At 36.5% G+C, this 16,493-nt stretch carries 29 protein-coding genes; 1 reads left to right on the top strand and 28 read right to left on the bottom strand.

The features are described 5' to 3' along the window. Positions 1-297: 297 nt before the first annotated feature. On the top strand, positions 298-1,293 hold the full coding sequence (locus ACP5SL_RS05120) for an SIS domain-containing protein (RefSeq protein WP_014557628.1): 996 nt from the start codon (positions 298-300) through the stop codon (positions 1,291-1,293). A gap of 22 nt (positions 1,294-1,315) precedes the next feature. Here ACP5SL_RS05120 and ACP5SL_RS05125 read toward each other — a convergent pair whose 3' ends face one another. From ACP5SL_RS05125 to ACP5SL_RS05260, 28 genes are all read right to left on the bottom strand, one after another. Next, positions 1,316-1,909, bottom strand: coding sequence for a class I SAM-dependent methyltransferase (locus ACP5SL_RS05125; RefSeq protein ID WP_014557629.1), 594 nt, complete (start codon positions 1,907-1,909; stop codon positions 1,316-1,318). Further along, the gene (locus ACP5SL_RS05130; RefSeq protein WP_014557630.1) at positions 1,906-2,616 is read right to left on the bottom strand and encodes an RNA-guided pseudouridylation complex pseudouridine synthase subunit Cbf5; all 711 of its coding nucleotides are present in this window, start codon (positions 2,614-2,616) and stop codon (positions 1,906-1,908) included. The genes ACP5SL_RS05125 and ACP5SL_RS05130 overlap by 4 nt, the downstream gene beginning before the upstream one ends. Before the next feature lie 17 nt (positions 2,617-2,633). Beyond that, positions 2,634-2,960 (bottom strand): H/ACA RNA-protein complex component Cbf5p, encoded by a 327-nt coding sequence (locus tag ACP5SL_RS05135; RefSeq protein WP_014557631.1) that lies wholly within the window; start codon positions 2,958-2,960, stop codon positions 2,634-2,636. Between the two features lie 115 nt (positions 2,961-3,075). Beyond that, the gene (locus ACP5SL_RS05140; protein WP_014557632.1) at positions 3,076-3,372 is read right to left on the bottom strand and encodes a 50S ribosomal protein L14e; all 297 of its coding nucleotides are present in this window, start codon (positions 3,370-3,372) and stop codon (positions 3,076-3,078) included. A 110-nt stretch (positions 3,373-3,482) separates the two neighbouring features. Continuing rightward, a complete protein-coding gene (gene cmk, locus ACP5SL_RS05145; protein ID WP_014557633.1) occupies positions 3,483-4,052 on the bottom strand; it encodes a (d)CMP kinase in 570 nt (189 codons plus the stop codon). A 53-nt stretch (positions 4,053-4,105) separates the two neighbouring features. After that, positions 4,106-4,387: a 50S ribosomal protein L34e gene (locus ACP5SL_RS05150; RefSeq protein WP_193803567.1), complete on the bottom strand. Its 282-nt coding sequence runs from the start codon at positions 4,385-4,387 to the stop codon at positions 4,106-4,108. Positions 4,388-4,455: 68 nt separating this feature from the next. Further along, positions 4,456-5,076 carry an adenylate kinase gene (locus ACP5SL_RS05155; RefSeq protein ID WP_014557635.1) on the bottom strand — a complete coding sequence of 207 codons (621 nt, stop codon included), beginning with the start codon at positions 5,074-5,076 and terminating at the stop codon, positions 4,456-4,458. Positions 5,077-5,159: 83 nt separating this feature from the next. Next, complete coding sequence (gene secY, locus ACP5SL_RS05160; RefSeq protein ID WP_148683548.1) at positions 5,160-6,545, bottom strand: preprotein translocase subunit SecY; 1,386 nt, start codon at positions 6,543-6,545, stop codon at positions 5,160-5,162. A gap of 26 nt (positions 6,546-6,571) precedes the next feature. Further along, positions 6,572-7,018: an uL15 family ribosomal protein gene (locus tag ACP5SL_RS05165; RefSeq protein WP_014557637.1), complete on the bottom strand. Its 447-nt coding sequence runs from the start codon at positions 7,016-7,018 to the stop codon at positions 6,572-6,574. A gap of 10 nt (positions 7,019-7,028) precedes the next feature. Beyond that, positions 7,029-7,544: a 50S ribosomal protein L30 gene (locus ACP5SL_RS05170; RefSeq protein ID WP_428228285.1), complete on the bottom strand. Its 516-nt coding sequence runs from the start codon at positions 7,542-7,544 to the stop codon at positions 7,029-7,031. Positions 7,545-7,558: 14 nt separating this feature from the next. Next, complete coding sequence (locus ACP5SL_RS05175; RefSeq protein ID WP_014557639.1) at positions 7,559-8,197, bottom strand: 30S ribosomal protein S5; 639 nt, start codon at positions 8,195-8,197, stop codon at positions 7,559-7,561. Positions 8,198-8,203: 6 nt separating this feature from the next. Next, positions 8,204-8,803 carry a 50S ribosomal protein L18 gene (locus ACP5SL_RS05180; protein ID WP_428228286.1) on the bottom strand — a complete coding sequence of 200 codons (600 nt, stop codon included), beginning with the start codon at positions 8,801-8,803 and terminating at the stop codon, positions 8,204-8,206. A gap of 7 nt (positions 8,804-8,810) precedes the next feature. Beyond that, the gene (locus tag ACP5SL_RS05185; protein ID WP_014557641.1) at positions 8,811-9,272 is read right to left on the bottom strand and encodes a 50S ribosomal protein L19e; all 462 of its coding nucleotides are present in this window, start codon (positions 9,270-9,272) and stop codon (positions 8,811-8,813) included. Next, positions 9,265-9,654, bottom strand: coding sequence for a 50S ribosomal protein L32e (locus ACP5SL_RS05190; RefSeq protein ID WP_193803570.1), 390 nt, complete (start codon positions 9,652-9,654; stop codon positions 9,265-9,267). Before ACP5SL_RS05190 ends, ACP5SL_RS05185 begins: the two co-directional genes overlap by 8 nt. After that, a complete protein-coding gene (locus ACP5SL_RS05195; RefSeq protein ID WP_148683550.1) occupies positions 9,651-10,199 on the bottom strand; it encodes a 50S ribosomal protein L6 in 549 nt (182 codons plus the stop codon). The genes ACP5SL_RS05190 and ACP5SL_RS05195 overlap by 4 nt, the downstream gene beginning before the upstream one ends. 15 nt (positions 10,200-10,214) lie before the next feature. Beyond that, positions 10,215-10,616 carry a 30S ribosomal protein S8 gene (locus tag ACP5SL_RS05200; protein WP_148683551.1) on the bottom strand — a complete coding sequence of 134 codons (402 nt, stop codon included), beginning with the start codon at positions 10,614-10,616 and terminating at the stop codon, positions 10,215-10,217. Positions 10,617-10,627: 11 nt separating this feature from the next. Further along, complete coding sequence (locus ACP5SL_RS05205; protein WP_014557645.1) at positions 10,628-10,792, bottom strand: 30S ribosomal protein S14; 165 nt, start codon at positions 10,790-10,792, stop codon at positions 10,628-10,630. Between the two features lie 11 nt (positions 10,793-10,803). Beyond that, entirely contained in the window at positions 10,804-11,361 is a 558-nt protein-coding gene (locus tag ACP5SL_RS05210; protein ID WP_148683552.1) for a 50S ribosomal protein L5, read from the bottom strand. A gap of 10 nt (positions 11,362-11,371) precedes the next feature. After that, a complete protein-coding gene (locus ACP5SL_RS05215; protein ID WP_014557647.1) occupies positions 11,372-12,118 on the bottom strand; it encodes a 30S ribosomal protein S4e in 747 nt (248 codons plus the stop codon). Continuing rightward, positions 12,118-12,594, bottom strand: a complete 477-nt coding sequence (gene rplX / locus ACP5SL_RS05220) for a 50S ribosomal protein L24 (protein ID WP_014557648.1) — start codon at positions 12,592-12,594, stop codon at positions 12,118-12,120. Before rplX ends, ACP5SL_RS05215 begins: the two co-directional genes overlap by 1 nt. 14 nt (positions 12,595-12,608) lie before the next feature. Continuing rightward, positions 12,609-13,025: a 50S ribosomal protein L14 gene (locus tag ACP5SL_RS05225; RefSeq protein ID WP_014557649.1), complete on the bottom strand. Its 417-nt coding sequence runs from the start codon at positions 13,023-13,025 to the stop codon at positions 12,609-12,611. A gap of 7 nt (positions 13,026-13,032) precedes the next feature. Next, a complete protein-coding gene (locus ACP5SL_RS05230; protein WP_014557650.1) occupies positions 13,033-13,383 on the bottom strand; it encodes a 30S ribosomal protein S17 in 351 nt (116 codons plus the stop codon). Positions 13,384-13,390: 7 nt separating this feature from the next. Beyond that, complete coding sequence (locus tag ACP5SL_RS05235) at positions 13,391-13,675, bottom strand: ribonuclease P protein component 1 (protein WP_014557651.1); 285 nt, start codon at positions 13,673-13,675, stop codon at positions 13,391-13,393. Then, positions 13,672-13,884 carry a 50S ribosomal protein L29 gene (gene rpmC, locus ACP5SL_RS05240; protein ID WP_428228287.1) on the bottom strand — a complete coding sequence of 71 codons (213 nt, stop codon included), beginning with the start codon at positions 13,882-13,884 and terminating at the stop codon, positions 13,672-13,674. The genes ACP5SL_RS05235 and rpmC overlap by 4 nt, the downstream gene beginning before the upstream one ends. Further along, complete coding sequence (locus ACP5SL_RS05245; protein WP_014557653.1) at positions 13,881-14,636, bottom strand: 30S ribosomal protein S3; 756 nt, start codon at positions 14,634-14,636, stop codon at positions 13,881-13,883. The genes rpmC and ACP5SL_RS05245 overlap by 4 nt, the downstream gene beginning before the upstream one ends. A gap of 11 nt (positions 14,637-14,647) precedes the next feature. Beyond that, positions 14,648-15,118, bottom strand: coding sequence for a 50S ribosomal protein L22 (locus ACP5SL_RS05250; RefSeq protein WP_193803572.1), 471 nt, complete (start codon positions 15,116-15,118; stop codon positions 14,648-14,650). Positions 15,119-15,129: 11 nt separating this feature from the next. Next, positions 15,130-15,546 (bottom strand): 30S ribosomal protein S19, encoded by a 417-nt coding sequence (locus tag ACP5SL_RS05255; protein WP_014557655.1) that lies wholly within the window; start codon positions 15,544-15,546, stop codon positions 15,130-15,132. A 125-nt stretch (positions 15,547-15,671) separates the two neighbouring features. Continuing rightward, positions 15,672-16,493 (bottom strand): vWA domain-containing protein (locus ACP5SL_RS05260; RefSeq protein WP_428228288.1); only part of this gene is annotated, 822 nt, incomplete at its 5' end.

Consider the following 16,493-nt stretch of genomic DNA (forward strand, 5'->3'; position numbering starts at 1 on the left):
CAGCTCAATAAGTATTCCTGAGTAGCTCGTTAAAAATAGTATGTACCCGTAGAGAACTATTACTATTGCGGAAACCGCGATAAGTAGAATGCCTATATACTTGTCCTTTGACATGATAGCTTTACCATCTTAAAAATTATTTTAATACAATTTGTTATTTCTGGTAATATTAAGTATTTAAGCAAAATCGCGCGTTTAAACATAATTGATCTTTTGGAGATGTTTCGAAATAAAAAGATATTTAAAAAAGCGATTTATAATTATAAAATGCGATACGAATAAGCAAGGGAATCTATAATGAATAAATTGAACAAAATTTTTGAAAAATGGTACGAACTTGCAAAAATCGGGCTTGAAAAAGGACTTAACGAAGAATGCATAGATTTTTCGCCTAGGGAAATAGTGATTGTTGGAATGGGAGGCTCGGGAATAGTAGGGAATACTTTAGAAGATATTTCACATTTTTACGGTATGAATGCTAAAGTTACTACAGTAAAATCGAATGTTATACCATTCAAACCAGATGAAAGGTCATTATTTATTGTGATATCTTATTCAGGCAATACAATTGAAACTCTTTCTGCCTACAAGCAATTATTAGAAGAAAACGCTAAAACTCTTGTTATCACAAGCGGAGGCCTACTTGAGAAATTTGCAATAGAAAACAAAAGCTGTATGATAAAACTAACTCCCAAACTCCTTCCAAGGGGCGATTTTCCTGAGATCTTCTATAGCATCCTTGGGTTATTAGTGAAAAATAACGTTCTAAGAGCAATTAATAACGAAAAACTTCATTCTTCGATAGAAGTATTAAAGGAAGACCTTGAAAATTACGCTAAAAATATTGCTAACGAAGCAAAGGACAAAATCGTTATATTTATATCTTCTAAACCATACTTATCCGTAGCTATTAGGTTCAAAAACGATTTCGCTGAAAATTCAAAATCAATCTCCTTTGTCGAAGAGATCCCGGAGTTCTTGCATAATTCTATTGAAGGCATTAATAGGCTTCTGATGTTCTACAAAGATAGAATAAAAATTTTAAGCATAGGAGGAAAAATGCTTTTCAATAACATATTCTACGAGTCTTTTAAAGAGGCTTTAAATTTAAAAATAACTGAGGTAGACTTAGGAAGTGATGGTGTTTTAAATGAAATCGTGAGAGGATTTAAATTGTCTGGATTGGTAAGCTTAAAATTAGCATCAATTTATGACATAGATCCGGATGAAACCTCTTCTATAGATGTTTACAAGGAAAAACTTAGCTCTGTTTTAGGTAATAGAAGCTTCTAATATCTCCTTATAAAAATTTTATTCACTTTTTAAAAATGATTATTGCATATCCTTTCTTTTTTTCTATAATCTCAACGGATTTGTAAATTTTCTTTCCAACTTCTAATGCTCTTTCGTGCCCAACAGAAAGAACCATCTGGAGAACCCCTTTCTCCTGTAAATATTTAATCCCATCTGTAATTATTTTCTCAATTGTTTCCCAGCCGGCAGAGATAGGTGGGTTTGTGTAAATAGCAACAAAGAAATTCTCCTTAAACTTTTCGTATAAGTTACATTCAACAACTACAGTATTTTTCTCTACGTTATTTTCCTTTATGTTTTTCTTTGAAAGCTTAATTGCGATGGGATTGACATCGCTCATATATACGTGGAGTTTTGGGTTGGCTTTTGCTAAGTATATACCGATAATTCCTATGCCTGTGCCTAAATCCAGCACATTTCCTTTTTCAGGAATAATCAAATTTTTAAGCAGAAGGTCAGTTCCTGGATCTATTTCATCACTTGAAAAGACAGAAGGCGAAGAATAAAGTTTTAGCTGAATATTATTCAATGTATATGTAATCATATAATCTATGTAGGTGTATTTTTGCTTTTTTGAAAAATAATGAGGACTCAAATTTTTTTACCCCAGTTCTTAGGATATGAGTTTCTTTCCATAATTACTGCGAGAGGTCTTCCAACTACTTTTCCGTTTTTGTTCTTTTTTGGATTGTTTAAAATTTCATATATACCGATCAGCTCAATTTTTGAGGTAAATACTGCTGCAATTTTGTTTGTCTGCAGATCCTCGCTATAAGCTGCAACACCTCCTTTAGCGAGGGGCGCTCCATACAAAAGGGAAGAAATTGCGCTGTCCTTAACTAATATTTTTGGCAATATACATGTGCTTAATTCTACTGGTAAAATCATTTTCCTCAAAGCGCTGTCATTACCGTAGTTTTTCCACAAATAAATAGCCTCACTCAACTCCTGCATTCTTACTGCGTGATCTTCCGTAAAAGGTCCACTTACGGTTCTTCTGAGCTCTCTCATATGTGCTCCAACTCCTAAAAGCAACCCAATATCATGGCAAAGCTTTCTCATATATGTACCCGCATCGCATTTAATTCTCATCAGCACATGATTGCCTTTTCTTTCTAATAATTCTATATCATGAATCTTTCTAATTCTTATCCTTCTTTTAACGTTTGACCTCACCGGGGGTCTCTGATAAATTCTTCCCTTAAACATTTCAATTACTCTTTTTAGCTCCTCATTATTAACTTCATCATGAAGCTCCATAACGCATACATACTCTTTAACAGAATGAACCACATATGGCATTACTTTTGCTGACTTTTCTAATCCAACAGGCAGGACACCTGTGACTTTGGGGTTTCCCCGGGATCTCCATCGAGGAGCCCCTCTAGAGTACCCCCGTGCCCTACCTTTTTTACTCCAAGCATTCTTTTTACCCATGCAACAACCTCATGGCTAGTTGGACCGGGTGGTTTGTCAATAACTATAATTCCTCTTTCAATTAAAGAATTAATGTCCCTCTCAAAGGGATTAGAGGCTTTTCCCTCAATCTCAACAATTTCCTCTGCTAAGATGTTCCACCACTCGCTCTTTCCACAGAATTCCGAGATCCTATTTTCAATTTCATTTATTACATCTGCCGTCTTCAAATCTTACACCTTTATAAAATTTAAAAAATCAGCTAATTTAATGTTTTATTAAATTAAAAAGCAGAAATTTTCCTAAAAAATTTTCTTGAAACAAAGAAATCTTTATGTTAAGATGTCAGATAACCGCAGGAAGTTTAGAAATTTTAATCCTCTCTCTCATGAACTGAGTAAGTCCAGCAGCATTTATTGCCTTCTCTACTTCTTCATCGCTTGCACCTTTGTTTATCGGAACCTTGGCATCTAAAACTTCTATATGATTAATGTTGACTTTTCTTCTCCTAACTCCACTTATGTTCTTTGGACCAGTTACCAGAACAAAATTTTCGTCAACTATATCTATTATTACACATTTTCTACCAGCTTCTCTACCATACGTCTTTACACAAACCCTACCAATTTCTATAGCAGGCACCCTACACACCTCTTTGTAAAAAATTTTTGTATTATGTTCTTAAAGCCTACAAAATCTAATAAATATATTTTCAAACAAATTAATTTAAAAAACAGTTTAATATTTTTATTTTAAATGCTTGCAGGCTGTATTTTTTTATTCTCTATTGCATATTCAATAATTTGATCGACAATAAATTTTACCTGTTCTATTGTCAGTTTTTCTGTGCTTACAATGAAGTCGAAAATACTTAGATCTAGCACATCTATGCCATACATTTTTTTAAACCTCATTGCCTGGCTGTACTCTCTCTTTGCAGTTTCAATCAAAACGTCCTTCCAATTCCTCTTCTCCCTCTCAGCTATTCTCATAACCCTAGTTTTCAAAGAAGCATTGAAGTAAATTTTCAAGTCAGCTATATTTGAAACAATCCAGGGAGCTAAATGACCCTCTAAAACCACATTGCCCTTCATCGCTTCTTCCAAAGTCCTTCTGTCAATATAATAATCAATGCTACTATCCTTTTCAGCGAGTTCATTAAGCTCAGAAATGCTCAAGCCCCTTTCTTTAGCAATACTTCTAAATATCATTCCAGAACTAACATAGGAAAAACCCAGCTTTTTAGCTATATAAGTTGAATAAGTAGTCTTTCCGCTTCCAGCTGGACCACCTATAACAATGACGTTGTTAGGCAATTGCATCAACCTTTTAAAAATTAATAAAAGACAGCTTATTAAAAAATATATTTAAGGCCTCAACTGGTTGCGACTAACTTTCTTGCTTCATTTTTAATTATTTTTGCCAAGCATTCGGGACAGACCATACCGCCGAAAATTCTATTAGGTCTTTTCTTAGTTTTGCTTAATCTTTTAATCTCTACATAGCTACCATTTGGAGTACCGCCAAGCGGTCTTCCACAGTACATACATCTATGCAAAGACCTTTTCCTTTCCTTGTAATGGATTTTGTTTATTCCTCCTGGAGTTCTTATTTTAACTTTTGCTTTACTATTTGTCCTTTGAGATGGGCGAGGCAAAAAACCCACCTCTACGATTAAAAATTAACTTTTATGAAAATTTTGCAGAAAAGATTAAAAAATTTTGATCATAGATTCATAGCTAGCTCAAGTATTTTTTGTGCCGCTTCATTTGCTTTCCCCTGGGGATTTTCAACAATAAAAACGCTAGCGCCAACCAAGGTTGCACTGCTCATAGCAGCAATTCTGGCCATATTCATTAGCTCTACTAGATCTTGAATTCCTTTTCCTGAAATATCCTTTCTTTCCCTTGTTGTATCTTTAGCTTGCCTATCAATTATTTCCCTCGGTTCTGCTTCAATAAGAACTATTGAATCTGGATAGAGCTGTGTTATAACGTGTTGCGGCAGACCAGGCCAAAAACCAGTTTTAGTCTTTACTACAGCATGTGTATCTATTATAAGCACATCATTTGCTTTAAGCGAAACATTAGCTTCATCGATTATTTTCCGAGCTGCTACCTCTTGAAGTTGAAGTTGGACTCTATGTGGTAATTTTCTCAGCTCATCTCTGTTATTTACAAGCTTGCTTTTTTGCGCTTCAAAAAACATGTAATCTCCAAAGTTCAGTACTTTTATATAAATGCTTTTCTTTGATGCTTCTAATTTTAATTCATTCAATACTGTTGTTTTTCCTACACCAGGAACTCCGGTTACAATTATTGTTTTGAATGCATTTCTGGTAACCAATTAAAACACCTACTTAGTTATTAACCTGTTTTAACTTTGATTCCCAACTCAATCAAGCATGAGTTATGTTGAAAAAAGAAAAATTACTCTCCCATTATTCTCTTTAATAACGGATATGCTTCTAATGCCCTCTCTCTCGCTATCATCATATAGTATTGATTAATAATTCCAACTGCCAGGAGTATACCTGTTCCTGAGCCGTATGCTCCAAATATATCAGCTACTATTGCTATGAAAGCGACTATTAAACTGCTGAGAACAGTCAACGGATATATGTACTTTGCTAACATCTTCTCAAAGAATTTTGGGTTTCTTCTCACACCGGGGATGTCAAGCTCTCCCTTTATTAATCTATCTGCTTGCTCCTTAGGCCCTAGTCCTGCTATTTCGACCCACATATATCCAAATAATACGCTTAAAACCACCCAGCTTATAATGAAAATGAAAAGCTTTGTTAAGTCAGCAGTAGCAGAATATAAGCCTCTTGGAGGGCTAAGATAGTAAGATAGTTCATATAAAATTCTATATCCTAAATTCTGCGTTCCAGAAATCGACGCAAAAGCGTTAGCAAACAGCTGGAAATCCGATACTATTATCCCCACAAGAAGTATAGGTATATTAGTAACGTACAAGAATTGCAATGGGATTTTGCTCCTTATCCCTCCGTATTTTTGGCTGGTAACAGGTATTTCCACTCTCATTCCTTGCAAATAGACCAACCCAATAATTGCTATAATAGTCGCCAATAATCCTACTACATCTGGAAGACCTTGCCTTACAACTATGCTGGTAAGATTGTTTGCTTCTGTAGCCTGAACAATATACGGTATGAGACCTATTTGCTGTGCATATTGTGGAGTATAACCGAAAAGATCCCAAAACATTGTCTTAGCTACTCCAGCAAGAATAAACAATGATATTGCACTTCCGATTCCCCAACCCTTTTGAAGCATCTCATCGAAAACCATAACAAGATAAGTAGCAAAAGTAAGTTGCAATAATACACCTATCCTTATTGCCCAGCTAGCCTGAGAACCGGTTATTGGATTACCTACGTATGGCCAATACCTGCTAGCAAGCACATATGCTAGCGCTTCAAAAATACCAAATAGAAATGAAAGAGTTTTTTGAGCCTCAGTAAACTTTCTCCTATCGTCAACATCTGAAAGGTCTAAGTCTATGAGTTTTGCCCCAACCAATATCTGGAGTATCAAACCGCCTGTGACGATAGGTCCGATTCCTAGCTCCATTAATGTACCTGTATTCGCAGCAAACAAAATCTGAAAAAGAGAAATCTGAGACTGAGAAGTATATGGCACACCGTATAATGGCGTGTCAGCCATAATTAAATATAGAACTAAAACTAAACCAGTAATTCCTAATCTTCTATACAATGACAACTTTCTTGAGGGTTTTTTCACAGTTGGAAGAATATAAGAAAATTTTGCTAAAGCATCTAGAAAACCCAAGTAATTGCTCACTCTCCAAAAATTTTCTAGCCTTCTGTTATAACCTCTCCGCCAACACTTTTGACCTTTTCAATTGCCTTCTCACTAGCCTCTTTTACCACTACTTTAATAGGCCTACTAATTCTTCCTGTTCCAAGAAGCTTCGTAAACCCCAGCTTATCTAGTTCAATAATCGGTTTCCCTGAATCTTCCTTTAGTACTCCCTTTGACGCCAATTCTTCTACTAGCTCGTCTAATTGTAACAGATTTATTTCATAAACCTTTTCTTTCTTTTCGTATGGACTTGTAAATCCATGCTTGCCAATCCATCCAGGAGCGTATTTCCTCATCCAGCTTTCTTTATGCTTCAGCATTCCAGCAGCTCCTCTTCCTCCTTTACTTCCTGTTTTTCTATGCTGTCCAATTCTTCCCCAACCCATCGTTCTGGTTCTTCCTCTAAGCTTCCTAACTTTTCTCCTAAATCTAACAACCATATTCTGCACCTCAGATCATTTTTTTCAAAAGTTCGTTGATTTCATTGCCTCTATAACCTAACTCTCCTCCTTCACTAAAAGTCTTCCTAGTGCTCCTCTTAAATCCCTTCTTTGGAGGTCTTAATCTAAATACAGGCTTTATCAATTCCTGTTCATGCAATATTATTTCTCCGTTAATAATTTTATCAGCCAACTCTTCTATGCTTTTAACATTCAATTTTTCGGAAAGAATTGACTGCGTGAACTTCTCTCCGCCTACTATTCTTCCTCTCTTTTTCAAAAGCTCTATTAGCATCTCTCTGCTGATCTCTCCCCATGTAGCGTAATTCTTTATTTTGTTCAGCATTCCGCTTAATCCTGGAAGATTTGATGGATAAATTGAAGCGTGATATTTTCTATATAGCCTGAAGAGCCTAAGAGTGTATTCTGCATCATGTCTAATATTTGTCCTTCCCTTCATCCGAATAATGACAATAAGACTATTCTTTTTATTATCTATATTTTGGTTAACAGCTTGGATCTGCATCTTTAATTCACCTTTTATGCCTTCCAATCATCTTGTGTTACAAATGAATACGTATTCTTCAGAGCATTATACGTTGCCTTTGCAAAGTTATATGTTGACCTCGTTTCACCAAAACTCTTTGACCATACGTCCTTTATTCCAGCTAACCTCAAAACTATCTTAGCAATATCGCCAGCAACTAATCCTGTACCTTTCGGAGCAGGATAGAGAACGATCTCTACGCTACCACTTTTTCCTCTTGTTATAAATGGAACGCTGTGGGGGGAGCCACACATACACTCCCAGCTTCCGCAACCCCTCCTTATTGGAACGATATTCAGTTTTGCATTAGTAATTGCCTTTTCGATTGAATATCTTAGCTGTTTAGCCTTTCCAGTTCCTATTCCAATAAATCCATTTCCGTTTCCTATCACTACTACTGTTTTAAATCTAGAAAGCTCACCTGCGTCGGTCTGCTTTTGTACAATGCCTACATCAATTACTTCATGCTGAAGGTTTGGAAGAAGAAAATCAACAATTTCAGGTTCTAGTATAGGAAGGTTCATTTCAAATAGCTCATTAATGCTAGTAATTTTTCCCTCCTTTACCATCTTCCCTACTTTGGTTCTAGGAACCCATTCTTCTAAAGATACGCCTTGAGCTTCGAAAGCCATCCGTTTTCACCCCTTCTTTTCATTTTTTATAGCATTTAATACTGATTCGAAATGTGCTACATATTCTTCGGGCAATAGCCCACTATTTATAATCTTTGAAAATTGCCTATTATAGCGTTCAGGATTGCTTTCTTTAAGCATTTTTGCATAATTTGCTATATGCTCTCCTCTTATTCTTCCTTCCGAAGGAAGCGTTTCCTCGGAAACTGGCACTTTTAAGCCTGCATCAATTGCACCCTTTACGACCGCAAAAAGCTTTGACTGCTTTACCACTCTATATAATCCGATGTCTAATACAGCATCTTTCAAGCCTTTCTCAATTGCCCTCTTTCCAATGAGATACCCTAGCAAGTAAGCGGCTGGTGTTGATTTACCTGAACCCTTCCACCCGTATTTTTTTATAAGTTCTATGCTATGAGCAGATACTTTCACTAAATCTCCTTTAGGATCGCAATCAACTATTTTCGCTTCGATATACTTATTCGTCTTTCTTACAACTAACCTTATCCTTCCAGAGAAAACATAAGTATACCTTTTTCTATAATTCGTTTTTCCCTCTCTTCTCCTCCGCCTAGCTACTTTGTATCTAGGTCCTCCTACTACCATATCACAATCACCTCTTCTGACCTATTTCCTTTTCTATATGCATTCTCAATACTGACAATGAAGAGAATGCTCCACCTTTCGCCAGCTTGTAGTATCTCCTGTACTGTTGCGTTGTTATAATTTTTTTGTCTCTAAGGTATTTCAGATATCTTCTCATCTTCCTAATGCTACTTATCCACCTTCTCTTAGGATCGATCCTTGCAGATGCCACACCTTTTCTTTTTCCAGGTCCCCTCCTCTGCCCTTTGCTTCTCTTCTCCTTTAGCTCTCTCCACCTTCCTCTGCTATTGCTTTTTTCAGGCTCTTCAGTGATTACCCCTCTTTTTATAAGCTTTTTGATATCTTCAGCAGTTATTGCATTTTCCAGATCCTCTCTATCGTCATCGCTTTTAATATATATCCTCACCCTGCTTTCGCCAATGCCCAAAATCTTCGAAGCAAGCCTTTTTTGCAGTGTATAATCACTCAATAACTTTCACCTCATTCGCAATCCTTAATCCCTTTTCTCTAGCCAATTTCATAAGCTCAATTTTTTTCTTTAATCCAAGCTTTGAAGATAAATAAACTATATGAATTTTTGGATCTAAATTTTCGAGCTGAGATCTGCTCTCAATGACAACTGGCCTCAAGCCAGAAGGATGTACTCCTCTTACTATTTCAGGATTCTTATATCCTATTTCCACTGATTTCGGATAACCTTTATATTTTAGCCTCATTTTGTTATCAATTCCTTTTGGCTTTCTCCAGCTGTCTTGGTTTCTAAATTTTATAAACATGTGGAACAGATGCCTTTTGAATTCTGGCTTACTTTTTTTCAATTTCAATAGCAACTTTTTCATCTCCTTGCTCATTTAGCCTCACCTTTCTCGTAGATATATATACCATCCATGAACACTCTTCTATCGTATTCTTTAACTTTTGTAGCCTGTTCTAAATTAGCTGCAGTCTGACCAACAGCTTCAATATCTAATCCTTCAACAATTACGTCTTCCTTTTCAATCTTCACTTTAACCCCAGGCATGATTCTTGCTTTCCTGGGAGATTTTTCCCCTAAGAAATTTTTTACTAGGATCACATCTCCTTTCTGTTCAAGCGAGATAGGGAAGTGTGAAGATATGATCTTAAGTTTATATCTATATCCTTTCTGCACCCCTGTTATCATGTTTCTTATATGGGCTGCTATTGTTCCAACCAAAGCTTTTTGCTCCCTTCTAGCAAAATAACTTTCAACAACCACCTTTCCATCACTTAATGATATGGCTACATTCCTTGTATGTGAAAAATCTTTCTCGATTTTCCCCTTTGGACCCTCGACCACGACTTTCATTCCCTCAATACTAATTTTTACTCCCTCAGGAATCTCAACTTCCTCAACTACATGTACGCTCTTAACCAAGGACTCCACCTCTTCTTAGTAAACATATCCTAACAATATACCTCCAATGTTCTCTTTTATTGTCTGATGGTGTGACATGATCCCTTTCGATGTTGAAATTATTAGGATTCCGATCTCTCTAGAGGGTAATTTCTTCTTCAGCCATTCCGGCAAAGCGCTTAGTTCACTTACCTTCAAACTATACCTCGGCTTTATTGCAGCAGCTTTATTGATTCTTCCTAGAAGCTGTATCTTCAGCTTTCCCTGCCTGCCATCATCTATATATTCGATCTCTCCTATGTATCCTTCACTCTGCAGAAGCCTCATAGTTTGAATTATAAGCCTTGAAGCAGGTGATATGATTACCTCTTTTTTAGCTCTTCTGTCTGCATTGGTCAATTCATTCAAAGCATTTGACAGCGTATCTAACATTACCAATGAGGATCACCTCAACTATACTTCTTAAACCCCATTTCATAGGCCAATTCTCTAAAGCACTGCCTGCAGAGATAGAGGTTATATCTCCTAATAACCCCCTTCCTAGATCCACATCTTTGGCATTTAATTACTGCTTTTCCATATTTTCTTTCCCTCGGTTGAACATATTTTGTCAAGTATAAACACCTCATACAATTCTTACATTAAATTCATTTGAAAGAAGAGCTATTGCTTCTTCCTTTTTTACTCTATGCCTTCTTGGAATCCTTTTCGCTTTTTTAACCCTCCTTCTTTTTATCCTATATCCAGGTCTCTCTATTGTTATGCAGACGTCCATTCCAAAAACTCCTATCTCTGGATCATACTTAACTCCTGGAATGCTAATATGTTCTTTTATTCCAAATGAAACATTCCCGTTATCATCAAAGCTATCCTTATTAATTTTATTCCCTACAGCTTCAAGAGCCTTTTTTAAAAATTTTGTAGCTTTTTCTCCCCTAAGTGTCACCGCTACTGCGATATTTTCACCTTTTCTTATGCCGAAATCTCTTATTGTTCTCTTTGCTTTTCTAAGTTTTGGCTCCTGGTTGGTTATTTCCTTAAGAACTTCAGCAATTTTAGCAAGCCTCTCTCCTCCCTGACCTAAAGAAACGTTTACCGTTACTTTTGTTATTCTCGGCTTTAGCATAGGATTCTCGTTCCAAGCTTCTATGAATTTATTGACTTCCTCTGTGACTGTACTCAAACTTATCACCCTACATCAATTTTATAATGGGTTTTTCTCTTCCAATAGCTAGGACATAGTCTAAACTTGTTTGAGCGATAGAGCCGTCATCTGTTTCAATAACTACCAAGCTCCTATATCTTTTCATACCTTTTCTTATCTCCTTCACTTTTCCCATAATCCCCGTGTTCTTTCCACCGAATATAATTGCATATACTCCTTCTTCCAAAGGAATATAATCGATTATTTCCCTTTCTGGAATTTTCACTATAACAGTTGAAAGAGTTCTGTATGGAACTTCTGTTGGGTTCTTTGGATCTGAAACTTTTATCAATATATTGCTTCCATCGAACAAATTCAGCTGTATATGTCCATGATTTACCGTTGTCTTGTTCTCAATTCTCAATGGTTTTATCGAGGCCTCTTCCTTCGGGATCTCTACAAAGCTGATAAACTTATCCATGTTGGGGACTGCCCTAAAGAAGAGGGAAGACGGGACAATTTCGATTACGTCCATAGCCCCTACTGGGTACTTATAGTCCTTTCTTACTTTTCCATCAACCTTTACAAGTCCCATCGATAATGCTCTAATAACTTCCCTTTTTGTTCTAGCATATTTGAGATAATCTCTTAATACTATTCCTAACGGTATTGAGGATGAAAGGCTATGTGGGCCTGGGCTTGGTTTTATGGCCCAGAATCGCTCCTTTGTACTAATTGGCCAAAAATCTGGCGCAGAGTAACTTCTTAAATGTTTACTTCCTCCCATTCTAGCCATTACTTTCCAACCTCCTCAGATTTCTCAACTTTACTCTCTTCTTTTTCTTCTTTTGCTTCAGCTGTTTCGGTTTCCTTCTTTTCTTCCTCCTTCTCCTCTATTACTTTTCTACCAGTCTTTCTCTCAATTATTTGCTTTCTCTCTTTATCGCTAAGATCTAGCTTAGTAATCATAACCTTACTCGCATGAATTGGAATGAAAACAGGCGTTCCGTCTGCTCTATCTCTAGTAACTTTTTCAATATGCACTCTTCCAGTTTTTCTGTTTACTTTCACAACTTTGCCTTCTAAGCCTGCATTATTTCCTCTCATTATTTTTACTGTATCCCCACTTCTGACAGGAAGCCTTTTTATTCCATATTTGTTTCTTAGCTCCTTTGAAAGCGGTGATGTAACGAGTTTCTCTCTGATATGGAGTGGAGCATTAAATAAAATCTTCCTCTGTTTCTTAGGTTTTATGCTTTTTGTGAGCGACATCCTATATACACCTCCTAAATTATAATTGAAGCCATATTTGCCAAGCTTGGCCACCTTTCAGCAGCTTCCTTAGCGACAGGACCTCTAATCTCGCTCCCTTTTAGAGTCCCCTCAGGGGTGATTATTACTACAGCATTGTCCTCAAATGCTACCCAAGTTCCATCGCTTCTTCTATATGGTCTTCTCTGCCTTATCACAACAGCAGGAAGTACCTGCTTTCTGATTTCAGGTATTCCTTTTTTTACCGAAACAATTACCTTATCTCCAATTCCAGCCTTCGGTATCCTCCTCAACCTTCCCCTATAACCAGGAACTCCTATTATCATTGCTTCTCTAGCACCACTGTTGTCGGAAACAACTACTCTGGTTCCTACTTGAACACCATACGTGGTTTTTCTTCTGCTAAATGCTGTACCAGTTCTTTTTGCCATTTATTTCTCACCCTTGAGCAGTTGGCTTCCCTAAAACTACAAAGGAGACAGTCTTGCTTATAGGCCTGGTCTCTCCTATTATTACGGTGTCTCCAATTTTAACGTCTAGGCAAGGTGAAACATGTGCGTGTATCTTACTCTTTCTTTTTTCGTATCTTTTATATTTTTTGTCGTAATAGAGATAATCGTGTACTACAACTACTGTTCCATCCATCTTATCTGAGACTACTTTTCCAGTAATAAGCATACCTCTTACCTTTATAGTTCCATGAAAAGGGCAATTAGGATCATTACACTTTTTTTCCGGTATGGAAACGCCTGGAATACCTGGGTTCTTTACTTCTTTCTTAACACCCATTAGTTGCTCACCTCAAACCTATTTTTTTCTTTATTACTTCCTTTGTTCTATCTTCAGGTCTACCAACGATTTCATTCCCATATATTACTGTTTCGGAATTTTTTGACCTAATTTTAAAAACAATATAATCTTTAAAAAGTGTAATAGTTTTTTCATTTCTATAAATAGAAATTGTTTTTTGAGTTTCATTTTCAACTATACCAATTAAACCAATCACATTCCTATCTGGATACATTAAAACTTCAACCTCTGAACCAAACAAGTCTCCAAATGTTATATTTGATTTTTTCATTTGCCGCTACCCTTTTTTCTCTTTTCTTCGTTTTCTATAGTCAAAATTCTGGCTATCGTCTTCCTAAGCACCTTTATCTTTCCAGGATTGTCAACTGTCCCAACATGTGCTTGCATTTGAAGTTTTGAAAGCTCAAGCCTAAGTTCATTGAGCTTTTCCTTTCTTTGTTCAGGAGTAAGCTTTCTAATTTCATCTGCATTCATGCTCATTGAGTTTCACCTTCTCCTTCTTCTTCTGTGCTTTCCTCTTGCGGCTGTAATACCTGTTGTGAACTAGATTCTTGTGCTTGAGTGCTAATCTGTTCACCCATTTCCTCCTTTTGTTCCTTTTCTTTTGCAGTGCTTTCTTTGTTTATCCCAATTTCCTCAGGCGACTTTATTATTATAGAATCCTTTGTTCTCTCCGGTTTTACGATAATGACTTTTACACCATAGATTCCAGGCTTAAGAAGTGCATGAGCTACTGCTTTATCAACTATATAAGTGGCTTGCTCTCCAGTCTTGTAGATCTTTCCTGCCCTAAACTTCTCATACCTTGCTCTTTCGCTTGTAATTTTCCCGCTTATTATTATTTCTGCACCTGCAGCACCTGCGGCCATAATTCTTCTTAAAGCCGCAAATGCGAGCTTTCTAAAGTGGAAACCTCTTTCAAGAGAGACAGCCAACCTGAATGCAACTACTCTTGCGTTCAGATCGGGATTTTCTACTGGCATAACTGTAATTTGAGGATTTTCAAGACCGAAATAATTTTCAAATACGTTGGAAAGAGTCTTTATTGTCTGACCTCTCCTTCCTATTATAAATGCTGGTCTTTCTGCACGAATAACTACTCTAGTGCCTAGCGGAGTCCTATATACATCAACACCAGCATAGCCAGCTCTATAGAACTGCTTAGCTAAGTACTCATCAACCTTCACAACGGACATGTTTTTTTCGATAAAATACCTTTTTATATTAACCATAATATCACCGTTTAAACCTCCTTTACTATTACTTCGATGTTAGAATATCTCTTAAATTTAGGTGTTGATCTTCCAAATGCTCTTGGCATATACCTCTTTAATGTATACCCCTGCTGAACGCTTAAGTGAATTATTTTCAGCTTTTCGGCATCCAACTCTTTGCTTTCCGCATTTGCTTCAACATTGTTCAATGCTTTCAGCAAAAACTTTGCTGCCTTTACTGGATACTTGCCCATAGGTATCCCCCATCTTTCACTTAACCCTTTGTGATGAGGTATTTTCTTTCTGTGAATGAAATGAGGGACTGCCTCCTCCTTTGCAATAACTCTTTCTAGGTATTTTTTCGCATCTTGAAGCATCATGCCGTTAACTGCCCTTGCTAAGTTATGGACCTTCTTAGGACTGATTGGAAGATCTCTCATAACAGCCTTTGCTATTTTGCTTTCATCCTCTAGTTTTAAGCTATAGTTCCATCCACCCATAAAATATCACCTTACTTAATTGCTGTAAACATTGAGCTTCTAGTCGCTTTAAGCCCGGGCTCTCCATGCTTTACTGACTTTGTAGTTGGAGCAAATTCTCCTAGCCTTTTACCAAGCATTTCAGGTGTGATCCTCACGGGAATGAACTCCTTTCCATTGTATACAGCGATTGTCAGCCCAATCATTTCTGGAAGTACTATCATATTTCGCAGATGGGTTTTTATGACCTTTTTACCTTCCTTTTTACCTCTTCTTATTTTCTGGAGGAATCTGATCTGTTCTGGTGTGAATCCCCTAGTTATGCTTCTTCTTTCTCTTGCTGGAAACAGTGAAACGAGCTCATCCATTGATATTTCTATAAGCTTATCAAACTTAATCCCTCTATATCGGAAATTTTTCCACTCGCTCTCTATCTCTGGCTTGCTCATGACAAAATCATTCCTCTTTGAGGTACGCATAAACTTTCTAAGCTAGATTTTAATCTGAATGCTATAATTGGTTTCTAAATTCCGGTTTATAAGCATTAACTATTTTTCTTGATATAGCTGAAAAGCTATAGAATAAGTTTCACATTCACAGAACTTGGAAAAATCTGCTTGAATATCTTAGCATATTCCTCAGAAGTGAATATGATCAGTCTGACTTTTTTCCGTATTAGTTTGTCTATTAATGATATATAAAATTCGTCTTCTACTGTTTGCTCCATGTCACTTATTATTATGACGGTATCTTTCGGTTTTGAAATTTCTATTACTTGCCTTAATGCCTTACTTATATTTGTATAGCCAGAGAAGTTCATCGAAAGAAGATCTTTAATTATGTTCCATCTCGAGCTCGATCTGCTTATTTTTTTCACCTTTACTTCGGTATCAAATAGAATCAAGGATTTAAGAAAGGGATAGTATTGAGAAGCTATTTTAATAACTGAAGTTGACCTCTTTCTCATGCTATCGCTTTTATCTATTACTAAAATAGCACCGTTCTCTCTCTTTTTCTGCTTAAATACGAGCTCTTCGGGGTGGTTTCTTGAAAGCTCAAACAGCGTTTTTCTAATATCAACCCTTCCATAGATATACCCTTTTTCATATTTTTTCCCTTTGAGAAGCCCGCCTGACCTCTTAAATATAGAAGCCGCAATTTTTTCAACCAAAAACGTTTTCCTTTTCTTAACAAAATATTTGATCGCTTCTATAGGTAAATCGCTCCCTGTAATTTTTGAAAGAGCCAATAAAGCATTTGCATTATCGGGATTCTCTACAATTCTAAAAAGCAACTTTTCTATTGCCTCATACCTGCTAGAAGCCGAATAAGAATCTTTACTTTCATAGCTTCCTTTCTTTTTTTGCGAAGCTTTCAGCTCACTTTCAAGTAAATC

The organism is Fervidicoccus sp., assembly GCF_049967375.1.
Classification (GTDB): domain Archaea; phylum Thermoproteota; class Thermoprotei_A; order Sulfolobales; family Fervidicoccaceae; genus Fervidicoccus; species Fervidicoccus fontis.

Coding starts and splice junctions, on each gene's coding strand:
- ACP5SL_RS05190 (WP_193803570.1), bottom strand. CDS start 9,654: ATGAGCAAGGAGATGAAAAAGTTGCTATTGAAATTGAAAAAAAGTAAG.
- ACP5SL_RS05235 (WP_014557651.1), bottom strand. CDS start 13,675: ATGAAAAAATCAAATATAACATTTGGAGACTTGTTTGGTTCAGAGGTT.
- ACP5SL_RS05255 (WP_014557655.1), bottom strand. CDS start 15,546: ATGAGCAAGCCAGAGATAGAGAGCGAGTGGAAAAATTTCCGATATAGA.
- ACP5SL_RS05130 (WP_014557630.1), bottom strand. CDS start 2,616: ATGCCATATGTGGTTCATTCTGTTAAAGAGTATGTATGCGTTATGGAG.
- ACP5SL_RS05230 (WP_014557650.1), bottom strand. CDS start 13,383: ATGGGTGTTAAGAAAGAAGTAAAGAACCCAGGTATTCCAGGCGTTTCC.
- ACP5SL_RS05165 (WP_014557637.1), bottom strand. CDS start 7,018: ATGGTTGTTAGATTTAGGAGAAAAGTTAGGAAGCTTAGAGGAAGAACC.
- rplX (WP_014557648.1), bottom strand. CDS start 12,594: ATGTCGCTCACAAAAAGCATAAAACCTAAGAAACAGAGGAAGATTTTA.
- cmk (WP_014557633.1), bottom strand. CDS start 4,052: ATGCAATTGCCTAACAACGTCATTGTTATAGGTGGTCCAGCTGGAAGC.
- ACP5SL_RS05215 (WP_014557647.1), bottom strand. CDS start 12,118: ATGGCTAGAATGGGAGGAAGTAAACATTTAAGAAGTTACTCTGCGCCA.
- ACP5SL_RS05245 (WP_014557653.1), bottom strand. CDS start 14,636: ATGGTTAATATAAAAAGGTATTTTATCGAAAAAAACATGTCCGTTGTG.
- ACP5SL_RS05250 (WP_193803572.1), bottom strand. CDS start 15,118: ATGGGTGGATGGAACTATAGCTTAAAACTAGAGGATGAAAGCAAAATA.
- ACP5SL_RS05225 (WP_014557649.1), bottom strand. CDS start 13,025: ATGGCAAAAAGAACTGGTACAGCATTTAGCAGAAGAAAAACCACGTAT.
- rpmC (WP_428228287.1), bottom strand. CDS start 13,884: ATGAGCATGAATGCAGATGAAATTAGAAAGCTTACTCCTGAACAAAGA.
- ACP5SL_RS05180 (WP_428228286.1), bottom strand. CDS start 8,803: ATGGTAGTAGGAGGACCTAGATACAAAGTAGCTAGGCGGAGGAGAAGA.
- ACP5SL_RS05170 (WP_428228285.1), bottom strand. CDS start 7,544: ATGCAGATCCAAGCTGTTAACCAAAATATAGATAATAAAAAGAATAGT.
- ACP5SL_RS05120 (WP_014557628.1), top strand. CDS start 298: ATGAATAAATTGAACAAAATTTTTGAAAAATGGTACGAACTTGCAAAA.
- ACP5SL_RS05175 (WP_014557639.1), bottom strand. CDS start 8,197: ATGGCTTTCGAAGCTCAAGGCGTATCTTTAGAAGAATGGGTTCCTAGA.